Origin of the sequence: Rhodoferax sp. U11-2br (genome assembly GCF_018619435.1) — a bacterium.
In the GTDB taxonomy this organism is placed as follows: Bacteria; Pseudomonadota; Gammaproteobacteria; order Burkholderiales; family Burkholderiaceae_C; genus Rhodoferax.
Genome location: NZ_JAHFZF010000020.1, coordinates 1 through 26,030, shown reverse-complemented (window position 1 = coordinate 26,030; position 26,030 = coordinate 1). Strand labels below are relative to the sequence as shown.

23 protein-coding genes and 1 pseudogene are annotated in these 26,030 nt (G+C 61.3%); 17 read left to right on the top strand and 7 right to left on the bottom strand.

Going from position 1 to position 26,030, the window contains the following annotated elements:
* Nucleotides 1-17: 17 nt before the first annotated feature.
* The gene (locus KKO72_RS13445) at nt 18-1,478 is read right to left on the bottom strand and encodes a M16 family metallopeptidase (RefSeq protein WP_371736880.1); all 1,461 of its coding nucleotides are present in this window, start codon (nt 1,476-1,478) and stop codon (nt 18-20) included.
* 29 nt (nt 1,479-1,507) lie between these two features.
* Between KKO72_RS13445 and ftsY the strand changes: the two genes are divergently transcribed.
* The 3 genes from ftsY to KKO72_RS13430 all read left to right on the top strand — a co-directional run bounded on the left by ftsY (nt 1,508) and on the right by KKO72_RS13430 (nt 5,722).
* Nucleotides 1,508-2,623 (top strand): signal recognition particle-docking protein FtsY, encoded by a 1,116-nt coding sequence (gene ftsY, locus KKO72_RS13440; RefSeq protein ID WP_214939168.1) that lies wholly within the window; start codon nt 1,508-1,510, stop codon nt 2,621-2,623.
* 121 nt (nt 2,624-2,744) lie between these two features.
* Nucleotides 2,745-4,478, top strand: coding sequence for a type IV-A pilus assembly ATPase PilB (gene pilB / locus KKO72_RS13435; protein ID WP_214939165.1), 1,734 nt, complete (start codon nt 2,745-2,747; stop codon nt 4,476-4,478).
* A 20-nt stretch (nt 4,479-4,498) separates the two neighbouring features.
* The gene (locus tag KKO72_RS13430; RefSeq protein WP_214939162.1) at nt 4,499-5,722 is read left to right on the top strand and encodes a type II secretion system F family protein; all 1,224 of its coding nucleotides are present in this window, start codon (nt 4,499-4,501) and stop codon (nt 5,720-5,722) included.
* A 5-nt stretch (nt 5,723-5,727) separates the two neighbouring features.
* Here KKO72_RS13430 and KKO72_RS13425 read toward each other — a convergent pair whose 3' ends face one another.
* Nucleotides 5,728-6,723 (bottom strand): LysR family transcriptional regulator, encoded by a 996-nt coding sequence (locus tag KKO72_RS13425; protein ID WP_214939159.1) that lies wholly within the window; start codon nt 6,721-6,723, stop codon nt 5,728-5,730.
* Nucleotides 6,724-6,820: 97 nt separating this feature from the next.
* On the opposite strand from KKO72_RS13425, the gene KKO72_RS13420 reads away from it, so the two are divergent.
* From KKO72_RS13420 to KKO72_RS13410, 3 genes are all read left to right on the top strand, one after another.
* Nucleotides 6,821-8,068, top strand: coding sequence for an MFS transporter (locus tag KKO72_RS13420; RefSeq protein ID WP_214939156.1), 1,248 nt, complete (start codon nt 6,821-6,823; stop codon nt 8,066-8,068).
* Nucleotides 8,069-8,148: 80 nt separating this feature from the next.
* The gene (locus KKO72_RS13415) at nt 8,149-9,702 is read left to right on the top strand and encodes a DUF1800 domain-containing protein (RefSeq protein ID WP_251140643.1); all 1,554 of its coding nucleotides are present in this window, start codon (nt 8,149-8,151) and stop codon (nt 9,700-9,702) included.
* A 28-nt stretch (nt 9,703-9,730) separates the two neighbouring features.
* A complete protein-coding gene (locus KKO72_RS13410; RefSeq protein WP_214939153.1) occupies nt 9,731-10,915 on the top strand; it encodes a DUF1501 domain-containing protein in 1,185 nt (394 codons plus the stop codon).
* A gap of 42 nt (nt 10,916-10,957) precedes the next feature.
* Here KKO72_RS13410 and KKO72_RS13405 read toward each other — a convergent pair whose 3' ends face one another.
* The 4 genes from KKO72_RS13405 to KKO72_RS13390 all read right to left on the bottom strand — a co-directional run bounded on the left by KKO72_RS13405 (nt 10,958) and on the right by KKO72_RS13390 (nt 15,157).
* Nucleotides 10,958-12,196, bottom strand: a complete 1,239-nt coding sequence (locus KKO72_RS13405; protein ID WP_214939150.1) for an ABC transporter permease — start codon at nt 12,194-12,196, stop codon at nt 10,958-10,960.
* Nucleotides 12,193-12,891 carry an ABC transporter ATP-binding protein gene (locus tag KKO72_RS13400; protein ID WP_214939147.1) on the bottom strand — a complete coding sequence of 233 codons (699 nt, stop codon included), beginning with the start codon at nt 12,889-12,891 and terminating at the stop codon, nt 12,193-12,195. Before KKO72_RS13400 ends, KKO72_RS13405 begins: the two co-directional genes overlap by 4 nt.
* A complete protein-coding gene (locus tag KKO72_RS13395) occupies nt 12,888-13,298 on the bottom strand; it encodes a hypothetical protein (protein ID WP_214939144.1) in 411 nt (136 codons plus the stop codon). The genes KKO72_RS13400 and KKO72_RS13395 overlap by 4 nt, the downstream gene beginning before the upstream one ends.
* Nucleotides 13,299-13,363: 65 nt before the next feature.
* The gene (locus tag KKO72_RS13390) at nt 13,364-15,157 is read right to left on the bottom strand and encodes an alkaline phosphatase (protein WP_214939141.1); all 1,794 of its coding nucleotides are present in this window, start codon (nt 15,155-15,157) and stop codon (nt 13,364-13,366) included.
* A 278-nt stretch (nt 15,158-15,435) separates the two neighbouring features.
* Between KKO72_RS13390 and KKO72_RS13385 the strand changes: the two genes are divergently transcribed.
* The 4 genes from KKO72_RS13385 to KKO72_RS13370 are packed head-to-tail and all read left to right on the top strand — an operon-like array spanning nt 15,436 to nt 17,892.
* Entirely contained in the window at nt 15,436-16,290 is an 855-nt protein-coding gene (locus KKO72_RS13385; protein WP_251140642.1) for an A24 family peptidase, read from the top strand.
* A gap of 3 nt (nt 16,291-16,293) precedes the next feature.
* Nucleotides 16,294-16,932, top strand: coding sequence for a dephospho-CoA kinase (gene coaE / locus KKO72_RS13380; protein ID WP_214939134.1), 639 nt, complete (start codon nt 16,294-16,296; stop codon nt 16,930-16,932).
* Nucleotide 16,933: 1 nt separating this feature from the next.
* Nucleotides 16,934-17,689, top strand: a complete 756-nt coding sequence (gene zapD, locus KKO72_RS13375) for a cell division protein ZapD (RefSeq protein WP_214939131.1) — start codon at nt 16,934-16,936, stop codon at nt 17,687-17,689.
* Nucleotides 17,686-17,892: a DNA gyrase inhibitor YacG gene (locus KKO72_RS13370; RefSeq protein WP_214939129.1), complete on the top strand. Its 207-nt coding sequence runs from the start codon at nt 17,686-17,688 to the stop codon at nt 17,890-17,892. The genes zapD and KKO72_RS13370 overlap by 4 nt, the downstream gene beginning before the upstream one ends.
* A gap of 105 nt (nt 17,893-17,997) precedes the next feature.
* Here the strand turns inward: KKO72_RS13370 and KKO72_RS13365 are convergent, their stop codons facing one another.
* The gene (locus KKO72_RS13365) at nt 17,998-18,765 is read right to left on the bottom strand and encodes a sulfite exporter TauE/SafE family protein (protein WP_214939125.1); all 768 of its coding nucleotides are present in this window, start codon (nt 18,763-18,765) and stop codon (nt 17,998-18,000) included.
* A 17-nt stretch (nt 18,766-18,782) separates the two neighbouring features.
* On the opposite strand from KKO72_RS13365, the gene KKO72_RS13360 reads away from it, so the two are divergent.
* The 7 genes and pseudogenes from KKO72_RS13360 to KKO72_RS13330 form a co-directional block, all read left to right on the top strand.
* On the top strand, nt 18,783-19,421 hold the full coding sequence (locus KKO72_RS13360; protein ID WP_214939121.1) for a trimeric intracellular cation channel family protein: 639 nt from the start codon (nt 18,783-18,785) through the stop codon (nt 19,419-19,421).
* A 34-nt stretch (nt 19,422-19,455) separates the two neighbouring features.
* Nucleotides 19,456-19,890, top strand: a complete 435-nt coding sequence (locus KKO72_RS13355; RefSeq protein ID WP_214939114.1) for a DUF1841 family protein — start codon at nt 19,456-19,458, stop codon at nt 19,888-19,890.
* 45 nt (nt 19,891-19,935) lie between these two features.
* Complete coding sequence (locus tag KKO72_RS13350; protein ID WP_214939113.1) at nt 19,936-20,790, top strand: MoxR family ATPase; 855 nt, start codon at nt 19,936-19,938, stop codon at nt 20,788-20,790.
* 211 nt (nt 20,791-21,001) lie between these two features.
* A complete protein-coding gene (locus KKO72_RS13345) occupies nt 21,002-21,598 on the top strand; it encodes a GNAT family N-acetyltransferase (protein WP_214939110.1) in 597 nt (198 codons plus the stop codon).
* A gap of 25 nt (nt 21,599-21,623) precedes the next feature.
* A complete protein-coding gene (locus KKO72_RS13340; protein WP_214939107.1) occupies nt 21,624-22,844 on the top strand; it encodes a VWA domain-containing protein in 1,221 nt (406 codons plus the stop codon).
* Entirely contained in the window at nt 22,841-24,763 is a 1,923-nt protein-coding gene (locus KKO72_RS13335; protein ID WP_214939104.1) for an autotransporter assembly complex family protein, read from the top strand. Before KKO72_RS13340 ends, KKO72_RS13335 begins: the two co-directional genes overlap by 4 nt.
* Nucleotides 24,760-26,030 (top strand): annotated as a pseudogene (locus tag KKO72_RS13330) (hypothetical protein); the annotation flags it as partial. The gene KKO72_RS13335 and the pseudogene KKO72_RS13330, both read left to right, overlap by 4 nt.

The window sequence follows — 26,030 nt, the reverse complement described above, 5'->3', positions numbered from 1 at the left end:
TGATCGTGCAAACTGTCTCAATGTCTGGCGCCGGTCGGTGGCGTGCGAGTTTTGCGGTTTTTGTCAGGCGGCTGGGGCAGCAACTGCGCCACGGTGAGCTGGTCATCCCCAAAATACCTGGCCGCTACGGCCTTGACCTGCTCAGCGGTGACGGCACGCAGGCGCTGCACCAGCACCTCACCTGCGTCCACCGGCAGGCCTTGTGCCCACTGGCTGCCCAGTTCACGGGCCTGGTTGAACAAGGAATCGAGTTTGTAGACCTCGCTGGCAACCCACTGGGTTTTGACACGCGCCAGCTCGGCTTCGGTGACGCCCTCGGTCGCCACGCGTTGCACCTGCGCGCGCAGGGCCTGCTCCACCTGCTCGGTGCTTTTGCCCTGGGTGGGCACACCCATCAACACAAACAGCTGCGGCCCGCGACCCCACAGGCCGTTGTAAGCACCCACGCTGTCGGCCACCTTGTCCGGCCCCTGGGTCAGGGCCCGCTCCAGGCGAGCACCCTGGTAACCATCGAGCACCGCAGCCAACACGGTCAAGGCCAGGGCGTCGTCCTGCGCCTGCACATCGGCTGACCATTGCAGGCTGGGCACCTTGAAGGCCAGCGTCACCTGGGCCTGCTCAGCCGGGGCCTTGAAGCTCAGGCGTTTGATGCCGATTTGCACCGGCTCGGTGCGTGGTTTGCGCTCGGGCACCGCGCGGGTCGGCAAGCTGCCGTAGTACTTATCGGCCAGGGCACGCACCTGCACCACGTCCACATCACCGGCCACCACCACGGCAGCGTTGGCGGGCACATACCAGCGCTGGTAAAAGGCGCGGGCGTCAGCAGGGGTCAAGGCATCGAGATCACTCATCCAGCCCACAATCGGTCGGCGGTACGGAGATGCTACAAATACAGCAGCATTCAGCGCCTCATTCATAAGGGCCAGAGGGTTATCTTCTGTGCGAAGACGGCGCTCCTCCTTGACCACTTCGAGTTCTTTCCTGAAGGCCTCGTCTGACCACTGCATGTGGGCAAAACGATCCGACTCCAGCCGCATCACGTCTTCTAGGCGTTGTGACGGGATCATCTGGTAATACCCGGTGTAATCGCGGCTGGTGAACGCGTTGTCGCGCCCGCCCAGTGCCGCGACCCGGCGTGAGAACTCGCCCTCAGGCACACTGGGTGTGCCTTTGAACATCATGTGCTCCAGCACATGGGCGACACCGGAGCTGCCGTCCACCTCGTCCATCGAGCCCACACGTACCCACAACATGTGGACAGCGGTAGGTGCACGTCGGTCGGGTTTGACGATCAAGGTCAGCCCGTTGGCCAGGGTGAACTGCCGGGCACGGCTGGCCTCGGCGGCGGCTGGTGTGGCACTGGGTGGTGCGGCGACTTGCGCCAGAGCGGTGTGACTGAAGACCATCGCCATCCACAGGGGCACCAGGCAATGGGTGGCAACATAAAAAAGCGTAGCAAGAGAGGTTGGACGTTTCATAGAATGCTGTGATACCACGAAACCCCAAAATGTTCAGCTTCTTCAAAAAAAAGTCCGTAGCGCCTCCCCCTGCATCATCTGCCCCTGAGGCGGTTCTGCCAGCCGCCGAAGTCGCAGCCCCATCGGTGCAGACTCCGGTATCCCCATCGCCAGACCCGCTGCCACCGGTATCTGCACCCGTCACAGCAAGCACCGCCGCCGAAACACCGGCGCGCAGCTCCTGGCTGGCCAAACTCACGAGTGGCCTGCGCAAAACCGGCGCCAGCATCACCACGGTGTTCACCGGCACCCGGATTGATGATGCACTCTACGAAGACCTGGAGTCGGCGCTGCTGATGGCCGACACCGGCGTCAAAGCCACTGAGCATCTGCTGGAAGACCTCAAGCGCCGTGTCAAAGAGAGCAAAACCACAGACCCAGCAGCTGTCAAAGGGCTGCTGGTGCAGTCCCTCACCGAGCTGCTGTTGCCCTTGCAAAAACCCCTGCAAATTGGCCAGTTCAAACCCACGGTGATCATGGTGGCAGGTGTCAATGGCGCGGGCAAAACCACCTCGATAGGCAAACTCACCCGACACCTGGCCAGCGACGGTGCCAGCGTGCTGCTGGCCGCAGCCGACACCTTTCGGGCGGCGGCACGCGAACAGCTGGGTGTCTGGGCTGACCGCAACACGGTCGACATCATCAGCCAGGACGGCGGTGACCCGGCGGCGGTGTCCTTTGACGCGGTCAGCGCCGGCAAGGCACGCGGGAGAGATGTGGTGCTGGTCGACACCGCTGGGCGCCTGCCGACCCAGCTGCACCTGATGGAAGAGTTGAAAAAGATCAAACGGGTGATCCAGAAGACCGGCCCGCTGGCGGATCAAGCGGGCGAGTCCGGTGCCAGCAGTATCCCGCCGCACGAGGTGCTGCTGGTCATTGACGGCAACACCGGCCAGAACGCACTCAACCAGGTCAAAGCCTTTGACGACACCCTGGGGCTTACCGGCCTGATCGTGACCAAGCTGGATGGCACGGCCAAGGGCGGCGTGCTGGCAGCGATTGCCCGCGAGCGGCCGATTCCGGTCTACTTCATCGGGGTCGGGGAAAAGCTTGAAGACCTGGAAACCTTCAACGCCCAGGAGTTTGCCCAGGCCTTGCTGTCCTAGGCACCCACACCGTGAACGATGACGCTGACCGCTTCAATAAGTCGCATATTTGCCAACTCAGACACGACCAAGTCACCCTGAAAAGTTATAACCCGCCATCCAGGTAGTACATTCTCACCTTATGTCCATCACCGAACTTATGCCGCTCAGCATGCCCGCCAGCAACCTGCCTGGCTTGGGGCGCACGCTGGTGATGGCCGGCAAGCTCGATCAGAAATCTGCCGAAGACATTTTCCGCAAAGCCCTGGCCAAACGCTCCAGCTTCATTGCGGAGATCACCGGCTCGGGCGCAGTGTCGGCCACAGACCTGGCGCACACCTTGTCGCTGGCATTTGCAGTGCCCATGATTGACCTGGACTCGGTCAACTCGCAACTGCTGCCGCGTGGCCTGCTTGATAGCAAAATCTGCCAGGACTACCGACTGGTGGTGCTCGGAAAACGGCAAAACCGCCTGATCGTCGCCACCGCCGACCCGTCTGACCAGCAGTCGGCCGAGAAGATCAAGTTCTCAACCCAGCTCAGTGTGGACTGGGTGGTGGCCGAATACGACAAGCTGCTCAAACTGGTGTCCACCAACTCACTGTCGGCCACGGAGTCGATCGACAACATCATTGGTGACAACTTCGAGTTCGACGAGCTGATGTCCGAGCAGGTGAGCGACAGCGCGGCAGCGGCGTCGTCCGAGGTGGACGACGCACCGGTTGTCAAGTTTCTGCACAAGATGATGCTCGATGCGTTCTCCATGCGCGCCTCTGACTTGCATTTCGAGCCCTACGAGCACAACTACCGGGTGCGTTTTCGCATTGACGGTGAGCTGCGCGAAATTGCCTCACCTCCGATTGCCATCAAAGAGAAACTGGCATCGCGCATCAAGGTGATCTCCAAAATGGACATCTCCGAGAAGCGGGTGCCGCAAGACGGCAAGATGAAGCTGAAGGTCGGACCGGATCGCGTGATCGACTTCCGTATCAGCACCCTGCCCACCCTGTTTGGCGAGAAGATCGTGATCCGGATCCTTGACCCCAGCACCGCCAAGCTGGGCATTGACGCGCTGGGTTACGAGCCGGAGGAAAAAGAGCGGCTGATGAACGCTATCGGTCGGCCCTATGGCATGATCCTGGCCACCGGCCCGACCGGCTCGGGCAAAACCGTGTCGCTGTACACCTGCCTGAACCTGCTCAACAAACCGGGTGTGAACATCGCCACGGTGGAAGACCCGTCCGAAATCAATTTACCGGGCGTCAACCAGGTCAATGTCAACGAGAAAGCCGGGCTGACCTTTCCGGTGGCGCTCAAGTCCTTTCTTCGGCAAGACCCCGACATCATCATGGTGGGGGAAATCCGCGATATCGAAACAGCCGATATTGCCATCAAGGCCGCACAGACAGGACACTTGGTGCTATCGACTTTGCACACCAATGATGCCCCATCAACTCTCACGCGCATGCGCAATATGGGTGTGGCTCCGTTCAATATTGCATCGAGTGTGTTGCTGATCACGGCGCAACGTCTGGCGCGCCGTTTGTGCCCGACCTGCAAAAAGGCCATCGAGATTCCTGACAAAGCCTTGCTCGAAGCAGGTTTCCACCCCGAAGACCTCGATGGCAGCTGGAAACCGTACCACCCGGTGGGTTGCAGCGCCTGCAACAACGGTTACAAAGGCCGTATCGGCCTGTACCAGGTGATGCCGATCAGTGAAGATATCCAGCGCATCATCCTGCGCGACGGCAGCACGCTGGACATAGCCGAGCAGGCCCGGCGTGAAGGCGTGAAAACCATGCGCGAGTCTGGGCTGTACAAAGTGAAGATGGGGCTGACTTCTCTTGAAGAAGTTTTGGCTGTTACCAACGAGTAAACCACCACAATCGGCGCACCATGGCAACCGACAAAACGAAACCCAAAACAGTCAAGGAATTTGTCTTCGAGTGGGAAGGCAAGGACCGCAATGGCAAGCAAGTGCGCGGAGAGACACGCGCCGCCGGTGAAAACCAGGTCACCGCCGCGCTGCGCCGCCAGGGGGTGATGCCCACAAAGATCAAAAAACGCCGCATGAGCGCTGGCAAGCGCATCAAGCCCAAAGACATTGCCATCTTCACCCGCCAGCTCGCCACCATGATGAAAGCCGGTGTGCCGCTGCTGCAGGCCTTTGACATTGTGGGCCGGGGCAACCCCAACCCGAACGTGACCCGCCTGCTCAATGACATCCGCAGCGATGTCGAAACCGGCACCTCACTGTCGGTGGCGTTTCGCAAGTACCCGCTGCACTTTGATGCGCTCTACTGCAACCTGGTCGAGGCCGGTGAAGCCGCCGGTATCCTGGACCAGCTGCTGGACCGCCTGGCGGTCTACATGGAAAAGACCGAGGCGATGAAGTCCAAGATCAAGTCCGCCTTGATGTACCCAATTGCGGTCTTGATCGTGGCTTTTGTCGTCACTGCGGTGATCATGATTTTTGTGGTGCCTTCGTTCAAGGAGGTGTTCACCAGTTTTGGTGCCGACCTGCCCGCCCCCACGCTGTTGGTCATTGCCATGAGCGAGTTTTTTGTCGCTTACTGGTGGCTGATTTTTGGCGGTCTGTTTGGTGGTTTTTACTTTTTCATGCAGGCTTGGCGGCGCAACATCAAGGTGCAGATCTTCATGGACCGGCTGATGCTCAAGCTGCCGATTTTTGGGGTGCTGGTGGAAAAATCCAGCATTGCACGCTGGACACGCACACTCTCGACCATGTTCGCCGCGGGTGTGCCGCTAGTGGAGGCGCTGGACTCGGTGGGCGGCGCCGCTGGCAACTATGTGTTTGAGTCAGCCACCCTCAAGATCCAGCAGGAGGTGTCCACAGGCACCGCCCTGACAGCTGCGATGACCAACGCCAACCTGTTTCCATCCATGGTGCTGCAGATGTGCGCCATCGGTGAAGAGTCGGGCTCGATCGACCACATGCTGGGCAAAGCCGCCGACTTTTACGAGTCCGAGGTGGATGACATGGTGGCTGGTATTTCGAGCCTGATGGAGCCCATCATCATCGTGGTCCTGGGCACCGTCATCGGCGGCATTGTGGTCGCGATGTACCTGCCCATCTTCAAACTCGGCCAGGTGGTGTAACCAGGCTAAGCCTTGGCCACAGGCTGTGCGCCGGTACCCGGCAACCACTTCGGGACTGCCTCACGCAGGATGTCAGCAAACCGACGCAGCCGGGCCGGATAAAAGGACGCGTAGGGGTAGACCAGGTAGACAGGCAAGGGCGCGGCATGCCATTGCGGTGCCAGGTGGCGCAAGCGCCCACTGGCCAAATCCTCGGCCAACACCCAGATGGACCCGATACACACCCCCATGCCTTGCAAGGCGGCACTGCGCAAAGCGTACAGGTTGTCGGTACTCATGCGTGGTGAAATGGTCAGGCGCTGGACCTCACCGGTTTCCCGATGCTGCAGCACAACCTGGTTCTGATAAAAGGTTTTTAGCGCCAGCCAGGGCAACGCCGCCAGATCAACCGCCTGTTCGGGCAGCGCAGCACCTGCCAGCACTGACGGCGCAGCCACCACAATACGCGGCACCTCGGCCAGTTTGATCGCCACCAAGGCCGGGTCAGTGACCTCACCGACCTGAACCGCACAGTCCACCCCGCCAGCGATGAAATCCTGCAGGACGCTGTTGTCGTGCAACAACCACTCTACCCTCATCTGAGGGTAACGCCCCAGGTAGTCTGCCAGCGGCTGGATCAACCGGTCCTGCCCAATAGCGTGGGGCACTACCACCCGCAACACCCCTTGTGGCGCGTCACCGGCACCACGCAGGTCGGACTCGAAGGCGGCCCAACTGGCCAACAAATCCTTGGCACGCTCATAACAGCGTTGTCCATCCTCGGTCAAGCGCATGGCATGTGTGGAGCGCTGCAACAGACGTACACCTAGAGAGCGCTCCAGGGTTTGCAAACGGCGGCTGACGGTCGGCTGCGTGGTGCGCAACTGGCTTGCCGCCGCCGACAGGTTGCCAGCCTCGACGATACGTACAAAGGTCTGCATCAGTTCGATGCGGTCACCTGCACCCGACAACACAGCGGGGCTTGTGGCGGTGGTTGTAGAAGGAGCAACAGGCTTATTCATGCATGCAATGTATAACAAGTCTGCGGTACGTGGGACTACCGCTGCACTGTCAAACTGAGAAGAATCGATCCCAACCTCAACCGTTCAGGATCACACCATGTCTTCTATCCAAAATGTGCATGACAGAAGCAGCACCCCATCAATATCTGCGGCTTCGGTGCGCGACCCAGTATCGACACCGCTGGTGCTCTTGCTGGCCAGCGGTGCCGGCTTGGCCGCCGCGTCCCTTTACTACAGCCAACCCATGCTTGGCATTCTGGCAAGCGACATGGGTGCCAGCACCGTGGATGTCGGTTTTGTGCCGACACTGACCCAACTTGGCTACGCCCTGGGCATTTTGCTGCTGGCGCCGCTGGGCGACCGCCATGACCGCCGCCAGATCATTCTCATCAAAGCCTTGCTGCTGGTGGCCGCCTTGCTGGCGGCGGCTTGGGCCCCCTCGTTTGTCTGGCTGCTGGTCGCCAGCCTGGCCATTGGCCTGAGTGCCACCCTGGCCCAGGACATCGTGCCAGCTGCGGCCACCCTGGCCCCGGCGGCACGGCGCGGCAAAGTGGTAGGCACCGTGATGACCGGGCTGTTGCTGGGCATTCTGCTGTCACGTGTTGTCAGTGGCTTTGTTGCGGAACACTTTGGCTGGCGCAGCATGTTTGTCGCCGCCGCCATTGGCGTGGCGATCATTGGCATCACCGTGTGGCGCAGCCTGCCCAACTTCGCACCCACCACCACCTTGCCGTACCGGGCTTTGCTGGGCTCACTCTGGGCGCTGCTGCGTCGCCATGCCAGCCTGCGCCGGGCGGCCCTGGCCCAAGGGCTGTTATCGGTGGGTTTCAGCGCCTTCTGGTCCACCCTGGCGGTGATGTTGCACGGCCAACCTTTTGGGATGGGCAGTGCTGTGGCCGGTGCCTTTGGCCTGGCAGGCGCAGTAGGTGCCTTGGCTGCGCCCCTGGCAGGCCATCTGTCTGACCGGCGTGGCCCTGAGCTGGTGACACGCCTGGGCGCAGGACTCGCCACCCTCTCCTTTGCTGCGCTGTGTCTGAGCCCGTTCCTGTCCACCACGGGTCAACTGTGCTTGCTGGTGATCGGCACCGTCGGTTTCGACCTGGGTGTTCAAACCGCCCTGATTGCGCACCAGACCATCGTCTACAGCATCGACCCTGCTTCCCGCAGCCGACTCAATGCGGTGCTGTTTGTGGGCATGTTCACGGGCATGGCCCTTGGCGCGACTTTGGGCAGCACCGTGCTGGCTCATGGGGGATGGCTGGCCGTCACCACCATGGCCACCGCGTTTTCGCTGGCCGCCTGGGTGGTACGTTACTGGCCAATTGCGTCAAAACGCACAGCCTGAGGCACCAGCTGCCTGCGGCTGGTGCGAAGACGGGGTGTTTGGTGATACAACACCCTATCCCCTCTCCTTCAGGATCTGTGATGTTTGTTGAACACTGGCGGATGACCCATGTGCCCCTGCTGGGTGCAGCCACTCTGTCACTGTTGCTGGCCAGTTGTGCAGCACCCCAGACCGGGCAAAACCAACAATTCAGTGCTGCAGACACGGCTTACCAGCAAGTTACTCACCTGACCTGGGGCGCCAACACCAGCGCGGTGGAGCACTTCAGGCAACAGAGTGCTGAGCAGTATCTTCAGAACCAGTTGCACCCGGCCCGCTGTCCCTTGGCGCCGGAACTGCAGCAGCAAATTGACGGCATGCGCATCACTACCACACCGCTGCTCGAACTGGTCCAGCAGATGGAACAGCAACGCAAGGAAGCCGACGCGCTGGGCAATGACGAAGCCAAAAAGGCCGCCCAACAGGCCTACCAGCAGGAGCTCAACCGCCTGCGGCGTGAATCCGCCACGCGGCACATCCTGCGGGCTTTGTACTCACCGTGTCAGGTGCAGGAACAAATGACCTGGTTCTGGCTCAACCACTTCAGTGTGCACCAGGGCAAGGGCAACCTGCGCGCGATGCTGGGTGACTACGAGGAGAGCGCCATTCGCCCCCATGCCCTGGGCAAGTTCCGGGAGCTTCTGGGCGCAGTGGCCACCCACCCGGCGATGCTGCGTTACCTGGACAACGAACAGAACGCCGCAGGAAAAATCAACGAGAACTTTGCACGTGAACTGATGGAGCTGCACACCCTGGGGGTGGATGGTGGTTATTCCCAGCACGATGTGCAGGAACTCGCGCGGGTGCTCACCGGCACAGGCATCAATTCAAACGCCAGCAATTCGCTACAAAAGAAAGAGCTACAAGCCCTTTATGTACGACGGGGAGCGTTTGAATTTAGCCCAAACCGGCATGATTTGGGCAACAAGTCCCTGCTCGGCCAGCCGCTGCAAGGCAAGGGGCTGGCCGAAATAAGCGACGCCCTGGACCGCCTGGCCGCCCACCCCGCCACGGCACGTTTTATCAGTCGCAAGTTAGCCATCTACTGGCTGGCCGACGAACCTCCGGCGGCACTGGTCAAGCGCATGGCCGAGGCCTTTCAGAAGAGCCAAGGCGACATCGCAGCGACCCTGGCGGTGCTGCTGAACGCGCCGGAATTTGCACAGGCCAGTGGCCGCAAGTTCAAGGACCCGATGCGTTATGTGGTGTCCGCCGTGCGGCTGGCCTATGACCAGAAGCCAATCCTCAATACCGGCCCGATCCTGAACTGGCTCGATCGCATGGGTGAGCCGCTCTACGGGCGGGTGACGCCAGATGGTTACCCCTTGACCGGCAATGCCTGGGACAGCCCGGGCCAGATGAGCACCCGCTTTGAAATTGCCAAAGCCATTGGCTCCGGCAGTGCCGGACTGTTCAAGAGCGATGGCCCTCAGCCGCAGGAACGTGCTGCCTTTCCGCAACTGGCCAATGCCTTGTACTTCCAGTCCATGGCGGCCACGCTGTCCCCAGCCACCTTGCGGGCGCTGGAGCAGGCAAGCTCTGCCCAGGAATGGAACACCTTCCTGCTGTCGTCCCCAGAGATGATGTTCCGCTGAGCCCCGGCCCCGCCTCTGAAAGACCACCATGCACCGTCGCCACTTCATAAGCTCGGCCCTGGCCTGGCCCCTCGTGTCGGGAACCACCCGTTTGTATGCGGCAGCCAACAGCCCCGCACGTTTGCTCTTTGTTTTTTTGCGGGGGGCGTATGACGCAGCCAGCCTGCTGGTGCCGATCTCGAGCAACTTCTACTACGAGTCGCGACCCGACATCGCGCTGGCACGCCCCTCGGCCGACCTCGCGGCCAGTCTGCCGATCACGACCGACTGGGGTTTGCACCCGGCCCTGCGCGACAGCCTCTACCCGCTGTACCAGCGCGGTGAGCTGGCTTTTGTGCCATTTTTCGGCACCGACGACATCAGCCGCAGCCATTTTGAAACACAGGAAAGCATCGAGCTGGGCCAGCCGCTGGTCGGCCACAAGGACTACAGCTCCGGCTTTTTGAACCGCCTCAGCACTGTGTTGACAGGCTCGGCACCGATGGCGTTTACCAACCAGCTGCCCAGCATCTTCAAAGGCCCGGCCCAGGTGCCCAACACCGCACTGAGCTCCCTGGCCAGACCTGCGATCGATGTACGCCAGAGCGACATCATTGCCAGCATGTACAGCGGCACCCGGCTGGCCTCGGCGGTGCAGGAAGGGTTTGTGATGCGCCAGGAGCTGATGCGGGAACTGGCGGCCGAGATGGATGCGGCCAGCCGCCAGTCAGTCAGCGCCAAAGGCTTCGAGCTGGAGGCCCGGCGCATCGGCAAACTCATGAAAGACAGCTACCGGCTGGGTTTTGTGGATGTGGGGGGCTGGGACACCCACGTGGGTCAGGGTGGCGCCACCGGCTACCTGGCCAACCGTCTGAACGAGTTGGGCCAGGGCCTGGCGGCGCTGCCCCAGGAGCTGGGCCGTGCCTGGAAAGACACCGTGGTGGTGGTGGTGAGCGAGTTTGGCCGCACCCTGCGCCAGAACGGCAACCGGGGCACCGACCACGGGCATGGCAGCGTGTTGTGGGTCATGGGTGGCAGCGTGCGTGGTGGCCGGGTGGTTGGGGAGCAGGTCGCGGTAGAGCGCGCCACGCTGTTCCAGGACCGTGATCTGCCGGTGCTCAATAACTACCGGGACACCCTGGGTGGCTTGTTCCAACGCCAGTTCGGTCTGAGCCAGACCCAGCTGGCCCAGGTGTTTCCGGGTGCCTCGGCGCGCGACCTGGGCTTGTTGTAATGACGAATGACACCGCCATCAGAGCGGATTTGGCCGTGGTCTCTAAGCAGTTACCAAACCTTCGGCAATGCTACGCCGGAAGGTTAACCAGGCTGGCAACAGGCCAATCAGTGCACCAGAAACAACCAAGCCACCCACCAGCAGCGCTTCGGCTGCACCCAGCCGCACCGGCATCACAAAACCAAGCTGAGACTGCAACCAATGTGATAGCGCCACCGATCCGCCCCATCCGAGCGCAGTCCCCAGCGCCGCACCCAAGACCACGAGCGACACCACCTCCAGCCAGACCACACTGAACACATACACACGCCCGGCGCCCATGGCACGCAATACCGCAAACTGGCGTTGCCGCGCCAGAAAACCCACCAGCAAGGCCATCAGTACAGCAATCACCACCAGCACTTGCGTGGTGATCGCCAGCACCGACATCATGTCGCGCACATTGCCCAGAGTCACATACAGATCATTGAGCACTTCTGCTGGGAACAAAGCCAGGCTGTTGGTCCCTTGAAACGCGCCGCGCAAGTGGTAGGCGGCTCCCACAGAATTCGGTTTGACGGCAATGGCAGGCACCCCGGCCAATCGGCTCTCATCCCACGGCGGGCCGATGTGTTGGTCACCGTGCGGGTCATGTCCATGGACCAGGCCATGAACCTGCCAAACGTCTTCCACCGGCACCAGGATCGCCCGGTCCCACACGGTGTGTCGTGCTGGCAAACGCCCCACCACCGTGTAACTCACACCGTGGTGTTCCTCGCTGTCGTGATCCTCGCCTTCGTCTTCATCGTGATGCAAACCATGGGCCGGGCTGACATGCGCCCCCACCTCAAGCGGCACGTCCGCACCAACGACAGCTTCCCCCTGGCGTTCAAAAAGACGGCCTTGTGTGGGTGAGAGGGTGCCCCCCCGGCTGGCAAAGTCGGCGATTGTCCCGACAATGGGGTGACCCTGCCAGTTGTCACCAAAAGCAATCGGGGCAGCGTATTTGATCCCTTCAGCGGCCACAAGCTTCGCCAGAACGCCGCCGTCCATCAAGGGCATGGCCTGCGGCCGCAAATAGACCGTGGTCAACACCAACTGAGTGGCACTGCCGGGCGCACCGATCAACACATCAAAATCGTCTGCGGCACGTGCACTACCTTCTCGCAAGGCGCGTTCCTGGGAAATCACGGCAATACCGGTGGCCACCGACAACGCCACCAGCATCACGGTCACCCACACCAGCAAGAGGTTGCGTCGGAAATCGGCACGCACGATCGGGAAGGGGTTGAATACCGTCATGTCGCCATCTCGTTGATACCCCGAGCATTCAACTGCCCCTTTTGCAACACCAGGCAGCTGTCCATACGCGCCAGCAACTCAGGCTCATGCGAGATCACCACCAGCGTTGTGCCGTGCGCGCGCGCCAGAGCCACCAGCAAGCCGCCCAGCTGCGCACGTTGCTCCGGGTCCAGGCTGGCTGTGGGTTCGTCGGCCATCACTATGGTCGGTTGCAGCAGCAGTGCACGGGCAAACGCCACTCGCTGACGCTCCCCTCGCGACAACACCGCCGCCAGCCGGTCGGGCGCGTTCATATCCACCGCAGATAACAGTTCATGGGCCCGCGCTCTGACGCCAGATGGGATTGACCAGCGCCCAAAATAAGCAGGCAGCAGCACGTTGTCCAGCGCCGTCAGCCCATCCACCAAGTGGAAATCCTGAAACACCAGACCCAGATGTTGGCGCCGCCAGGCTGCCAACGCCTCCGAACTCAGCGTGCAAATATCAGTGTCACCCCACAACACTTGGCCAGCCAAGGGTTTGGCGATGCCCGCCAGACAATGGAACAACGTTGTTTTGCCAGCACCCGAGACACCGCTCACCCCCAGGCTTTGCCCTGCGGGCAGGTCCAGCTTGGGCACAGTCAGCAGATCATGGGCTTGCCCCGGAAAACCATAACGCAGCCGACGCACCTGCAGTGCAACACCCTGTGTCATAACTTGTGGATCATCGCGTCAACAATCCGAACCTGGCTGACAAAACCTGATTGTGGATCGGTCCAAGAGCCCATCTCCAAGGTGCCAATCACCTCAATACGGCGTGACAAATTGATGGGTGCCAGCGTGTCCCGCAGGTAAACCACCACGATGTCTGCCGGCCATTGGGCGTCTGACGCACAAAAAGGGCAGACCGCCACCGGCTCACGTGTCAGCACAAAAAACTTGCTCTCCGGCTTCAAAGGCGGTGCCATGTAGCCACGCATGCGCACTTCCTTGTTCTTGAGTGACTTGGCCTGATCGGAATACACCGTCCCCAAAACACCCACCGACTTGTACAAAGTGTCAAAGCTCAGCTGGTTGTCAAGACGTGCAGTGTCGGCCGAGCTGACCAAGGGGGTGGCCATCAGCGCCGGCAAAAGCAAAAAAGTCCGGCGAGGCAACTCGCCGGACAACCAGGACAAGCAAAGCATTATTTCGAAGAGGCCTTCGATGAAGCGGACCGCTGTTGCGGTGACAGTGCCAGGGCTTCTGCCATGACGCGGAACAGATCGGTGTTTTCCATTTGACCGTGTACTTTTTGTGCCCCCGGTCCCATAGCGGTCAGGACCACATCGTCACCCGTGTGTACACCACTGTTCGCGGCACCTGAGCCAATATTGGGCAGGTTACCAACACGCAACTCTGCGCCCGGCGCATCCTTGTAAGCATCGTTGGCGACCATCACGCCAGCAGCGTTACGGATGGCGGGCACAAACTCACCCTCCATGTGCGGCGCAAAGGTGTCGTAGTGGTCAGGGTAAGAGCCAAAGAGCACACGCAGGCGGCGTGACACATCCACCTTGTTCGGGTAACCATCCGCGTCCGGCGCCGGGTAATTGGGGAAACCCGCCTCGTTGTAGGTGCCGATCTTGTTGCGCATGTCTGGACCGGGTTTGTTGTCGTCCACCGTACCCACCACACTCACCGCATGGCTGTGGTCGGCGGTGACCAGGATCAGCGTGTTGTCGCCGTTGGCCTTGGCCCACTGTTTGGCTTGTTTCACCGCGTTGTCCAGCATGATCGCGTCGTAAATGGCGCGCTCAGCATCCAGCGAGTGAGAGTATTTGTCGATACGTGCACTTTCCACCATCAACACAAACCCGTTTTTGTTGCGCGACAACACTTTCAGGGCGGCATTCATGCTCTCAGGCACATCCGGTTGGTCGGGGAACTTGGCCACCGAACCCTTTTTGAGGAATTTCAGATCCAGTGCACCGTCCACGTTGCCGGTGTTGTACAAACCCAGCAGTTTGGTGGTTTTGGCGTCGTCGGCGGCAGCCAACATCTCGGTCTTGGTGGTGGCCAAGCGGTAGTCAGCCTGCTTAAAACGCTCGATGTAATCCACGTCGTCCTTGCGTTTGGAGCCGGGGGTCGACTTGGGCAAGAAATTGGGTGACCCGCCACCCATGATCACGTCGATCTTGCTTTGGTAAAACATCTCCACGATGTCGTTGAAGTCCGAACGGCGCCGGGTGTGCGCCACCATCGCCGCCGGTGTGGCATCTTCGATCTCAGAATTGGTCACCGCACCCACCGCCATGCCGTGGCGCTTGGCCAAAGAGGTGATGGTCTCCACCTTGGGATGGTCCAGCGAATTGGCCGCGCGTGAACAATACACACCGAGTGCATTCACACAAGATTTGTGTCCCGTGGTGTAGGCATGGGCCGCGTTGGCAGAATCGGTGATGATCGAGTCGGTGCCCTGGGTGGTCAACAAGGCCATGTACGGCATCTCGTCAACGGCGAGTTTGGAGGTAAATTTGCCACCCTCAATACCTTTGGACAAGAGACGCATCGCAGTGCGGTGGCCGATGGAGAAGCCATCCCCCACAAACAGAATCACATTTTTGGCAACTCTCTTGGCAGGGGTGCTGTACACCGTCCAGGTCACGGAACTGGTGGCCTTGCCGTCGGTGGCAGTCACCACATAAGTACCAGGTTTGCGGATGCTGGCGTCACGCAAAAGCAGGCTGGAGACCTCTTTGCCATCTTCTTTGGCCACCAAAACAGCCGACTTGCCCAGTGTTTTGCTGTAGTCCACCCCGTTGATGCTGACCTTGACCTGCGCCGGGTCAACCACGCTGTCGAATTCCACTTTGAAATCGAAAAGTGAGCCCGCCAGGATGTCTGCTTGGGTCAAGGGAAAAATGGTTTGGGCCGAGCAGGTGGCAGACAAAACAGTCGCTAGGAGGGCCGCACTCAGGAAAGAAGTTTTTGATCGCATCGCAAAATTCCTTGGTTATTTCAGCGCGTTGAATTTACCCACCCGTTGTGACAAAACCGTGAAAAACAACCCTTCTTTCAGACTGGGAAAAGCTCTTGTGTTATTGCGTATTGCATCACTCCTCTCTGGGTAAGTGGGTGTGCCAACATCGTAAGATCGAGACCAGCCCGTTGTCACCGGTCGTCACACAGGCGACCAACCGATGCGACAGGGTTCAACAGCAGCTTGCGAGCTCAGAAGAAACAGGTCTTTATGAATCAACAGGGTTTATTGCAATGATGGGCGACTTCCTCCATGTGTCTCAAGGACTGGACGCCAGCCTGATGGGGCTGCTGGGGCTGCTGCTGGGCAGTTTTCTCAATGTGGTGATCTACCGACTGCCGGTGATGCTGGAGGCGCAATGGAAGGCCGAGTGTGCCGATCTGAGCGGCCAGGCACAACCCGCCAGCGAGCCCTTCAACCTGATGCTGCCGCGCTCGCGCTGCCCCAAATGCAGCCACACCTTGTCCTGGTTGGAGAACATCCCGGTGCTGAGTTACCTGGTGTTACGTGGCAAGTGTCGGTATTGCGGCACCGCCATCAGTGTGCGTTACCCGCTGGTGGAGCTGGTGACCGGTGCGCTGTTTTTCTATTGCGCCTGGCGCTGGGGCCTGACCGCCACCGCGCTGGCCTGGAGCGGCTTAGCTGCAGCCCTGGTCTGCCTGGGCATGATCGACTGGGACACCACCTTGCTGCCCGACAACATCACCCTGCCCCTGGTCTGGGCCGGGCTGATCGCCACCACACTGGGCTGGACAGCCACCCCCCTGACCGAGTCGCTGTGGGGTGCGGTGGCGGGTTATCTGTCGCTGTGGCTGGTGTACCAGGCTTTCAAGCTGGCCACTGGCAAGGAAGGCATGGGTTTTGGCGACTTCAAGCTGTTTGCTGCGCTGGGCGCCTGGTTTGGCTGGCAGGCGCTGGTGCCGATCATCCTGATGGCCTCGGTCATCGGCGCCATCGTCGGCATTGCCATGAAGTTCACCAGCGGGCTACGCGAGGGTGGTTACATCCCGTTTGGCCCGTTTCTGGCGGGCGCCGGTCTGACCGCACTGGTGTTTGGCCCGCAGGCGATCCTGCACGCGGTGGGTTTCTGACCCATGGCAACTGTGGTCCGACTGGGACTGACCGGGGGCATTGGCAGCGGCAAAAGCACGGTGGCAGCTTGTCTGGCGGAGCTGGGCGCAGCGGTCATCGACGCAGATGCCATTGCCCGCGCGGTCACGGCTGCGGGCGGTGCAGCCATCGCCCCGATTCGTGCAACTTTTGGTAACAAGATGATCACGCCAGAGGGCGCGCTGGACCGCCAAGAGATGCGCAGCCTGGTCTTTGCCGATGCCAGCGCACGGCAGCGGCTGGAGGCCATCGTGCACCCGCTGGTGGGTTTGGAAACCCAGCGCCAGGCCGATGATGCCGTGGCCGCAGGTCACCGCTGCCTGGTGTTTGATGTGCCCCTGCTGGTGGAGTCGACCCACTGGCGCAGCCGGGTTGACCAGGTGCTGGTGGTGGACTGCAGCAAACCCACCCAGATCAGCCGGGTGGTAGCACGCAGCCAGCTTGACCCGGCCGCGGTGCAAGCCATCATGCAAGCCCAGTCACCCCGGCTGCGGCGGCTGCAGGCGGCCGACGCGGTGATCTGGAATGACGGCATCAAACTGGCGGATTTGCGCACCCAAGTTGCAGCATTGGCGGCTACCTTCGGGCTATCATTGGCAAACACCACAGTTGGCCCCCATTAGCGTGATCCTTTACGAATACCCCCTGCACGAACGCATCCGCACCTATCTGCGGCTGGAACACCTCTTCTTGCGCCTGCAACAGCTGGTGACACGGGTGGACGCGCTGGACCACCACTTTGCGCTGGTCACCCTGTTCGAGATCATGGACGTGGCGGCCCGCGCCGACCTCAAAACCGATCTGCTCAAGGACCTGGACAAACAAAAACACCTGCTCGAGGCCTATCGGGGCAACCCGGCCATTGCCGAGTCGGTGCTGGATCAGGTCATCGCTGACATCGAGCAGTGTTATACCGCACTGAACAACCAGCAAGGCAAGTCCGGCCAGCCCTTGACAGAAAACGACTGGCTGATGAGCATCCGCAGCCGCATCAGCATTCCCGGCGGCACCTGCGAGTTTGATCTGCCCTCGTATTACGCCTGGCAGCACAAGAGTGGCGCCATCCGCCAGGCCGACCTGCTGCAGTGGATTGGCACCCTGACCGCGCTGTCCGCTGCGGTGCAGTTGCTGCTCAAGCTGCTACGCGACTCGGGCACCCCGCAAAAAGTCATGGCCAACGGTGGCCAGTTCCAGCAAAACCTGCCGCAAGGCCGCACCTTCCTGCTGCTGCGCGTGGCATTGGATGTGGCACAAGGCCTGATCCCCGAGATCAGCGGCAATCGGCTGATGGTGTCGGTGCGGCTGATGCAACTCGGTGAGGACCAGCGCCCGCATCTGGTCAATGACGACCTGTCGTTTGAACTGGCGCTGTGTTCATGAGCGCCAGCACCACCCCCGAGATCCCGGAAAAATGGGTCAACTGCCCGCAATGTGGCGGCCCGAGCCTGTATGCCAGCAGCAACAGGTTTCGGCCCTTCTGCAGCGAACGTTGCAAACAGATTGACCTGGGCGCCTGGGCCAGCGAACAGTTTGCGGTGCCGGCCCAGCCGGGGTCTGACGATTTGCTGGCCGAGGGCCACTGAGCCGGGCTTATATAAGAAAAAAGCCTCTAGCCCTTATTTATCAAGGGCTGATAGCTATCTTTTAGGCAGCGTGTTTGGCTGCAACACAGCGACTTTCCTCACACCTCAAGCCAATGCATCCCACAACAGCTTAAGCCCGGTCAGCAACATACCTGCGTACAAGAAACCGTAAAACAGGCGCTGGCTGATGCGCCGCGCCAGCCAGACACCCACCCAGACCCCAATCGGCGCAATCGGCAGCAGCACCAGCGAGGTCGCCATGTTGCGCCAGTCCAGCAGGCCCAGCCAGGCGTACGGAATCCATTTGGACAGGTTGATCACAAAAAAGAAAAACGCCATGGTCGCGGTGAAGCGCACGGGTGACAGGCGCATCGGAATCACATAGGCGTTGATCGGTGGCCCACCCGCATGGGCGATGAAGCTGGTAAACCCCGAGGCCACGGTCAGCAACACACCCAGCCATTTGGGCGGCGGCGGGCTGTTGGGCTTGGGGGGAAACAGCAAGCGTTGCGCCAGAAACAGCAGCGTGAAGGCGCCCACCATACCGGCCACCACATGGGCGTTGAGCACCTTGAACAACAAGGTGCCCACCACAATGCCCACCAGCCCCCAGGGCAGCAGGAAACGCAGCAACTTCAGGTCAAAGTCCTTGCGAAAGGCCGCCATGCCCAGGATGTCCATCACCAGCAGCACCGGCATCAAAATCGCAGCGGCCTGCGGCACACTCACCGCCAGCGCCATCACCGGCACCGCCAGCGAACCAAAACCAGCGCCAAAACCGCTTTTGCTCAAGCCCATCAGCAGCACTGCTGGGATGGCCACCATGTAGAAATAGGGTTCAGTGATCAGGGGAAAAACATCTAACAAAGGCATAACGCGACAATTCAGGCATGCAACACATTCAACAATGGGGCGAAACACTCCGACTGCTGGTCGAACTGGCGGGGACCGCCGCCTTCGCATTGTCCGGGGTTTTGGAAGGTGCCCGCAAAAAACTCGACGCCGTGGGCATCTGTGTGGTCGGTTTCCTGGCCGCGTTTGGTGGTGGCACACTGCGCGATCTGTTGCTCGACCAGCGCCCGTTTTTCTGGGTACGCCACGTCGAGATGTTGTGGGCGGTGATGCTGATCTGCCTGTTGTCCATGCTTTTTTTGCGCAGCCAACACCTGGCGCTCACCCAGAAAACCATCGCCATCCCCGACGCGCTGGGTCTGGGCCTGTTCGCGGCCACCGGTGTGGACCTGGCGCTGGGGGCCCATATGCCCGCCCTGGTGGCGGTGCTGATGGGGGTGATCACCGGTGTGTTTGGTGGGGTGCTGCGCGACATTGTGTGCAACGAAATCCCGACCACTTTCCGCGACCAGCAGCCTTATGCGGTGTGTGCTTTTGTCGGTGGCTGGGCCTACCTGGGCGTGTGGGAACTGGGTGCACCAGGCTGGCTGGCCTTGCTCACCTGCCTGCTGGTCACAGCTGGCCTGCGCGGCCTGTCCCTGTGGCGCCAGTGGCGCCTTCCGGTCTGGCTGGGTTGAGCTGGACTATTTTTCCTATTTTCCCAAGCTGTTTATGTTTAATCCCTCCCAAGCCGATGTCCGCCGTTTTTTTTGCTCTGTTTACGCCAAAGCCCAGACAGGGCAAGCGCTCGAAGCTATTGAGACCATAGCGTCGTTATGGATCAACGAACACCCCGAATACCACGCCGAGCTGGCGAACGAGTCCGCCGCATTGGCCAGCATGGCGCTGCCCGAGGACGGCAAAAGCAACCCGTTTTTGCACCTATCGATGCACCTGTCGATCACCGAGCAATGCAGCATCGACCAGCCACGTGGTATCCGCCAGGCGGTGGAGTTGCTGACGGCCCGGCTCGACTCTTTGCACGACGCGCACCACGAGGTGATGGAGTGCCTGGGCCAGATGTTGTGGGAGAGTCAGCGCGCGGGCCGTCCACCCGACGGCAACGCCTACATCGCCAATGTGCAGCGGCGTGCCACGCAAGACTAAAACCCACGCTAAGCTTCAACACCTCTGTTCACAGACCACACCACCATGAAATTCCAAGGCACCCAAAACTACGTCGCCACGACCGACCTGATGCTGTCGGTGAATGCCGCCATCACCCTGCAGCGCCCGCTGCTGGTCAAGGGTGAACCCGGCACCGGCAAAACCATGCTGGCCGAGGAAGTGGCGAGTGCGCTGAACCTGCCACTGCTGCAATGGCACATCAAAAGCACCACCAAGGCGCAACAGGGTCTGTACGAGTACGACGCGGTGAGCCGTCTGCGTGACTCACAACTGTCGGATATCGATGGCGGTGAACGGGTCAAGAACATCCATAACTACATTCTCAAGGGTGTGTTGTGGCAGGCCTTCACCGCCGACCAGCCAGTGGCCCTGCTGATTGACGAGATCGACAAGGCCGACATCGAGTTTCCGAACGATTTGTTGCGCGAAATCGACCGCATGGAGTTCTACTGTTACGAGACGCGTGAGCTGATCCGCGCCAAACACCGCCCGCTGGTGTTCATCACCTCCAACAACGAAAAAGAGTTGCCCGATGCGTTCCTGCGCCGCTGTTTCTTCCACTACATCAAGTTCCCTGATGCGGCCACGATGCAACAGATTGTGGATGTGCACTTTCCCGGCCTCAAAGCCGAGTTGCTGCAAGCGGCGATGAAGACCTTTTTTGACATCCGCAACCTGCCCGGCCTGAAGAAAAAGCCCTCCACCAGCGAACTGCTGGACTGGCTCAAGCTGCTGATGGCGCAGGACATTCCGGTGTCTGTGCTGCAGACCGAAGGCGACAAGGTGGCCGTGCCGCCGCTGGTGGGCGCGTTGCTAAAGAACGAGCAGGATGTGACTCTGTTTGAGAAGCTGGTGTTCATGCAGCAGCGCAATCGGTGAGGTGATTTGAAACATGCCGGTGTTGACGAAGCGTCAGGTTTGACATCCTGGACTCAGGCATGAGGGGTTTTCGCTGCGCGGGAGTCAGTGGGGGCATCCCCCTCATACTGGGGTACCAGAAATCGGGGGCCACCCCCACTGACTCCCGCGCGGAGATTCTGGACAGGCGGGCTTTGTTTTTGTGAATCCCTGTTTTATTTGGAGTTGTTGAATGGCATTTGTTGAACCTGTTTCCCTGAACGAGCGCGGCATCACCCTGCTGCCCCTGAGTCTGGAGCACGAAGACGGCCTGCGTGCCGCCGCCGCCGATGGAGAGCTCTGGAACATCCGCGTCACCTCGGTGCCCGAACCAGAAAACACCCGCAAATACATCGAAGACGCGCTGGCCATGCGTGAGGCGGGTAACCGCTTTGCGTTTGCCGTGACGGAAACAGCAACGGGCAAAGTGCTGGGCACCAGCAGTTACCACGACATCCTGCCCGCCGTGAAACGCGTGGAGATTGGTTACACCTGGTACGCCAAAAGTGTGCAGCGCACGCACGTCAATAGCACTGCCAAACTGCTGCTGATGACCCATGCGTTTGAAGTGCTCGGCTGCCATGTGGTGGGCTGGCGCACCGACAACTTCAACTTTGCCAGCCAAGCTGCCATCGAGCGCCTGGGTGCCAAAAAAGACGGCGTGATCCGTGGCCACGCGCTGCGCCGCGACGGCAGCATCCGCGACACCGTGATGTACAGCCTGCGCAGCGGTGAGTGGCCTGAGGTCAAGGCGCAGTTGCTGTATTCGCTGGACAAACCCTGGGCCTGACAGCCCCCAGAGATCTCTCACCACCATGCTGATCGACTTCTTCTACACCCTGCGCGCCGCCAAGTTGCCGGTCTCGGTCAAGGAGTTCCTGACCTTGCTGGAGGCGCTCAAACTGGGGGTGGTCGGGCCCAAAACGCCGCAGGCTGAGGATGACGAGACAGGTGATGCACCCCAAGGCTACAAGATCGAGGACTTCTACTTTTTGAGCCGCGCCACCCTGGTCAAGGACGAAAAACATTACGACAAGTTCGACAAGGCGTTTGCGGCCTACTTCCACGGTGTGGAGCTGATCACCGACATCACCCAAGACATTCCGCTGGAATGGCTCAAAAAAACGCTGGACATCCACCTCACGCCTGAGCAAAAAGCCGCCATCGAAGCGATGGGCTGGGACGAGCTGATGGAGACGCTCAAAAAGCGCCTCGAAGAACAAAAAGAGCGCCACGAAGGCGGCAGCAAGTGGATCGGCACCGGCGGCACCTCACCCTTTGGCCACGGCGGTTACAACCCCAAGGGCATTCGCATTGGCGGGCCGGGCCAGAACAAAAGCGCCGTCAAGGTCTGGGAGCAGCGCGCCTACCGCGACTATGACGACACCCAGGAACTCGGCACCCGCAACATCAAGGTGGCGCTGCGCCGCCTGCGCAAGTTTGCCCGCGAGGGGCATGTGGAAGAGCTGGACCTGGACGACACCATCCGCGCCACCGCCGCCAACGCGGGTTACCTCGACATCAAGATGCGCCCGGAGCGCCACAACAACGTCAAGGTGCTGTTGCTGATGGACGTGGGCGGCACCATGGACGAACACATCGCGCGGGTGGAAGAGCTGTTTTCTGCCGCCAAGACCGAGTTCAAACACCTGGAGTTTTATTACTTCCACAACTGCGTCTACAACTTTGTCTGGAAGAACAACCGCCGCCGTTTTGCCGAGAAGTTTCCGACCTGGGACATCGTGCGCAAGTACAACAAGGACTACAAATTGATCTTCATCGGTGACGCCACCATGAGCCCGTATGAAATCTTGCAGCCCGGCGGCAGCGTCGAATACGGCAACGAAGAAGCCGGTGCCGAATGGCTGGGGCGCCTCACCCACGCCTACCCACAGTTCGCCTGGATCAACCCCGAGCCGCAAGGTGTCTGGCAATACCGCCAAAGCATCAGCATCGTGCAGCAACTGATGGGTGGGCGCATGTTCCCGATGACCCTCAAAGGTCTGGAAGAGGCCATGCGATTGCTCAGCCAATGAACACACGCTGGTTCAAAACAGCCCTTGGCTATGGGGCCGCGTTGTGGCTGGCCCCGCTGCTGGTGGCCGCACAAACCCTGCCCGAGCCCGATGGTGTGGCGCCCGCCACACCACCCGAGGTCATGGCCACCCTGCATGACAGCGCGGCCAGCAGCCCCGCAGCCCTGGACGACAGCAGCGCCACGCCCGCTTTCACCCTCGTCATCAGCGCTCCCGATGAGATCAAAACCCTGCTGGAGCGGCATCTGGAGTTACAACGCTACCGCAGCCTGAGCGACCTGAGCAACGACGAGCTGGACCGCCTGCTCGACATGGCCCGAATCGACGCACAGAAGCTGCTGGCCACCCAGGGTTATTTCTCACCGCTGATCACTCTCAGCCGCAGCGCTGAGGCACAAGCCAGCGCCACCCGAGAGGTGCAGATGGTGGTGGTGCCCGGTGAGCCGGTGCAGGTCCGCCAGGTGCGCCTGCAGTTCAGCGGCCCGATCACCACCGACCCAGAAGACGCGGCGCAGCGGGCGCTGATCACCGGCACTTGGCTGCTACCCGCAGGCAACCGCTTCACCCAGGCCGCCTGGAGTGCGGCCAAACAGCAGGCGCTCCAGCAACTCACCAGCCAGCGCTACCCCACCGGCACCGTCAGTGTGTCCGAGGCCGATGTGGACCCCGAAACCCACAGCGCCAGACTGACGCTCACGCTCGACTCCGGCCCCGCCTTTCGCCTGGGCACACTGGTCTCCACCGGGTTAAAACGTTATGACACCGACCTGGTGCGCCGCCTGGCACGCTTGCCCGAGGGCAGCGACTACGACCTCAAAGAGCTGGTGGCTGCCCAGCAGCGTCTGACCCGCAGTGGTTACTTCAACACCGCGTTCATCCGGCTGGACACCAGCGGAGCCGACCCACAAGCCGCCCCCGTGCTGGTGACGCTGCGCGAAGCCCCGCTGCAAAAAGTCACGATCGGTGTGGGCGCCAGCAGCGACAGTGGTGCACGTATCAGCGCCGAACACCTGCACCAGATGGTGCCCGGCCTGGGCTGGCGCGCGCTCAGCAAACTCTCGCTCGATCAGGACACCCAGTCCCTCAGCACCGAGCTGACCGCGCCCCCCAACGAAGCGGGTTGGCGCTGGAACACCTCGGTGCTGTTGCAAAACGAAACCAGTGGCAGCACCGAGGTGAGCAGCCAGCGCTGGCGCGCCGGTTCCAGCAAAGAGCAGGAGCGCATCGACCGCAGCTACTACCTCGAATACAACCGCGCCGACAGCATCAGCACGGACAACACCCCATCGAACCAGGCCGAGTCGCTCAGTGCCAACTACGCCTTCACCCTGCGTGAATTTGACGCCCTGCCGTTCCCGACCAGTGGCTGGGCGCTCGGGCTGGAGGTGGGTGGTGGCACCACCTTGGGCAACGAACACATTCCTTTTGGCAGGGTGTTGGCACGCTGGCAGGCCTATGTGCCGCTGACGCGCGCCGACGACAGCGGCCTGACCGACCTGCGTGCAGGGCGGCTGGCGCTGCGCGCCCAGCTCGGCGCGGTGGTGGTCAAGGACGGCACCAGCCTGCCCTCGACCCTGTTGTTCCTGGCCGGTGGCGCCAGCAGTGTGCGCGGTTACGCGCTGCGCAGCATCGGCATCACCGAGGCCGATGGCACCGTGAATGCCGGGCGCTACTTGGCCACCGGCACGGTGGAGTGGCAGCGCCCCATCACCCACAACGGGCGTTTGACCGACTGGGAGGGCGCGTTGTTTGTCGACGCCGGATCTGTAGCCAACAAGGCGGCCCGCCTGGATGCCCAGGTCGGTGTGGGGGGTGGGGTGCGCTGGAAAACACCGGTGGGCCCGCTGCAGATTGACCTGGCTTACGGTGTGGCGCTGCAAAAATGGCGGCTGCACCTTAACGTGGGGTTTGTGTTTTGAAGCCCGTGCTGCGCCGCAGTGTGTGGACACTGACTGGCCTGCTGCTGGCCACGCTTGGCCTGCTGGCCGGGCTGTGGTTCTGGTCTGGGTCAGATGCCTCGCTGGCAGCAGCGCTGCAGCAGGTGCAGCGGCTGTTGCCCGCCGGGCAAACCCTGGAGACCCGGGACGTCCGTGGTTCGGTGCGTTTTGGCGGGCACATTGGTTGGTTGCGCTGGCAGCGGGGTGATCTGAGTGTGGTGGCGCAGGACGTTGACTTGGCCTGGGAGCCGATCGCGCTGCTGCAGCGCGAGCTGCGCCTGAGCCAGCTGCGCATGGGGCAGCTGACTATCCAGGACCAGCGTGCGCCCACACCCGCCGCGCCCAGCACCCCACCGACCGATCTGGGCCTGCCTTTCCAGGTGGATGCGCAGCTGCAGGTGGATGTGCTGGAGTGGGTGGGGGTCAGTACCCAGCGGCTGGAGAAGCTCGCAGCACACTACGTTTTTGATACCAAACTCCACAGGATGGACAAGGGCGTGGGGCAGTTTTTGTCCAATAGTTTTAGTTTTTCGGGCCAGTTGCAGGCGAGCGGCCCGATGGCACTGGATGTGCAGGCCGGGGCCACGGTGGCTGCCTCTGTGCCGGGCCGGGCCGAGCCGTTGCCACTGCGGGCCCAGGCCACACTGCTTGGCAAGCTGGCCGGGCCGCAGGCCGAGCTGGTTTTGCAAGCCGACCTTAAACCCGCATCCAACACCGCGTTGCCCGGCAAAGGGGGCAAAACCGCCGAGATACAAGCCAGCCTGTCGGCCCAGATTGCACCCTGGCAGGCGCAAGCCATCGTCCGGGCACAAGGCCAATGGCAGGCCCTGAACCTGGCCAACCTATGGCCACAAGCCCCCCAAACCGGGCTGAGCGGTCAGGCCCAGGTGCAGCCCCAGGGTTCTGGCTGGCTGGCCGGTGTGACACTGAAAAACAGCTTGAGTGGTCCGTGGGACCAGCAACGCCTGCCGCTGCAAGCGCTCCAGGCCGAGCTGACCTACAGCGGCGGCCACTGGCTGCTACAGTCCTTGCAGGCACAGGGTGCGGGTGGTCACATCCAGGGCCAGGGTGACATCGACGCCAAGGTGGGTGACAGCACCGGCCTGTGGCGTGGCCAGGTCCAGCTGCAGGGCATCAACCCGGCAGCCATCGACACCCGGCTGACGCCGGATGTGATCAGCGGCAGCCTCAACGTGCGCCAGACCGCTACCAAACAGCCACCCGCCCCCACCCCAGGCAGCACCAGCCC

Bases quoted from the DNA above. Each gene is read 5' to 3' on its own strand.
- KKO72_RS13355 (WP_214939114.1), top strand. From the start codon at position 19,456: ATGTTTAATCCCTCCCAAGCCGATGTCCGCCGTTTTTTTTGCTCTGTT.
- ftsY (WP_214939168.1), top strand. From the start codon at position 1,508: ATGTTCAGCTTCTTCAAAAAAAAGTCCGTAGCGCCTCCCCCTGCATCA.
- KKO72_RS13385 (WP_251140642.1), top strand. From the start codon at position 15,436: ATGGGCGACTTCCTCCATGTGTCTCAAGGACTGGACGCCAGCCTGATG.
- KKO72_RS13405 (WP_214939150.1), bottom strand. From the start codon at position 12,196: ATGACGGTATTCAACCCCTTCCCGATCGTGCGTGCCGATTTCCGACGC.
- KKO72_RS13370 (WP_214939129.1), top strand. From the start codon at position 17,686: ATGAGCGCCAGCACCACCCCCGAGATCCCGGAAAAATGGGTCAACTGC.
- KKO72_RS13350 (WP_214939113.1), top strand. From the start codon at position 19,936: ATGAAATTCCAAGGCACCCAAAACTACGTCGCCACGACCGACCTGATG.
- KKO72_RS13400 (WP_214939147.1), bottom strand. From the start codon at position 12,891: ATGACACAGGGTGTTGCACTGCAGGTGCGTCGGCTGCGTTATGGTTTT.
- KKO72_RS13445 (WP_371736880.1), bottom strand. From the start codon at position 1,478: ATGAAACGTCCAACCTCTCTTGCTACGCTTTTTTATGTTGCCACCCAT.
- KKO72_RS13335 (WP_214939104.1), top strand. From the start codon at position 22,841: ATGAACACACGCTGGTTCAAAACAGCCCTTGGCTATGGGGCCGCGTTG.
- KKO72_RS13365 (WP_214939125.1), bottom strand. From the start codon at position 18,765: ATGCCTTTGTTAGATGTTTTTCCCCTGATCACTGAACCCTATTTCTAC.
- KKO72_RS13340 (WP_214939107.1), top strand. From the start codon at position 21,624: ATGCTGATCGACTTCTTCTACACCCTGCGCGCCGCCAAGTTGCCGGTC.
- KKO72_RS13410 (WP_214939153.1), top strand. From the start codon at position 9,731: ATGCACCGTCGCCACTTCATAAGCTCGGCCCTGGCCTGGCCCCTCGTG.
- KKO72_RS13345 (WP_214939110.1), top strand. From the start codon at position 21,002: ATGGCATTTGTTGAACCTGTTTCCCTGAACGAGCGCGGCATCACCCTG.
- KKO72_RS13395 (WP_214939144.1), bottom strand. From the start codon at position 13,298: ATGGCCACCCCCTTGGTCAGCTCGGCCGACACTGCACGTCTTGACAAC.
- pilB (WP_214939165.1), top strand. From the start codon at position 2,745: ATGTCCATCACCGAACTTATGCCGCTCAGCATGCCCGCCAGCAACCTG.
- KKO72_RS13415 (WP_251140643.1), top strand. From the start codon at position 8,149: ATGTTTGTTGAACACTGGCGGATGACCCATGTGCCCCTGCTGGGTGCA.
- KKO72_RS13360 (WP_214939121.1), top strand. From the start codon at position 18,783: ATGCAACACATTCAACAATGGGGCGAAACACTCCGACTGCTGGTCGAA.
- KKO72_RS13425 (WP_214939159.1), bottom strand. From the start codon at position 6,723: ATGAATAAGCCTGTTGCTCCTTCTACAACCACCGCCACAAGCCCCGCT.
- KKO72_RS13420 (WP_214939156.1), top strand. From the start codon at position 6,821: ATGTCTTCTATCCAAAATGTGCATGACAGAAGCAGCACCCCATCAATA.
- KKO72_RS13430 (WP_214939162.1), top strand. From the start codon at position 4,499: ATGGCAACCGACAAAACGAAACCCAAAACAGTCAAGGAATTTGTCTTC.
- KKO72_RS13390 (WP_214939141.1), bottom strand. From the start codon at position 15,157: ATGCGATCAAAAACTTCTTTCCTGAGTGCGGCCCTCCTAGCGACTGTT.
- coaE (WP_214939134.1), top strand. From the start codon at position 16,294: ATGGCAACTGTGGTCCGACTGGGACTGACCGGGGGCATTGGCAGCGGC.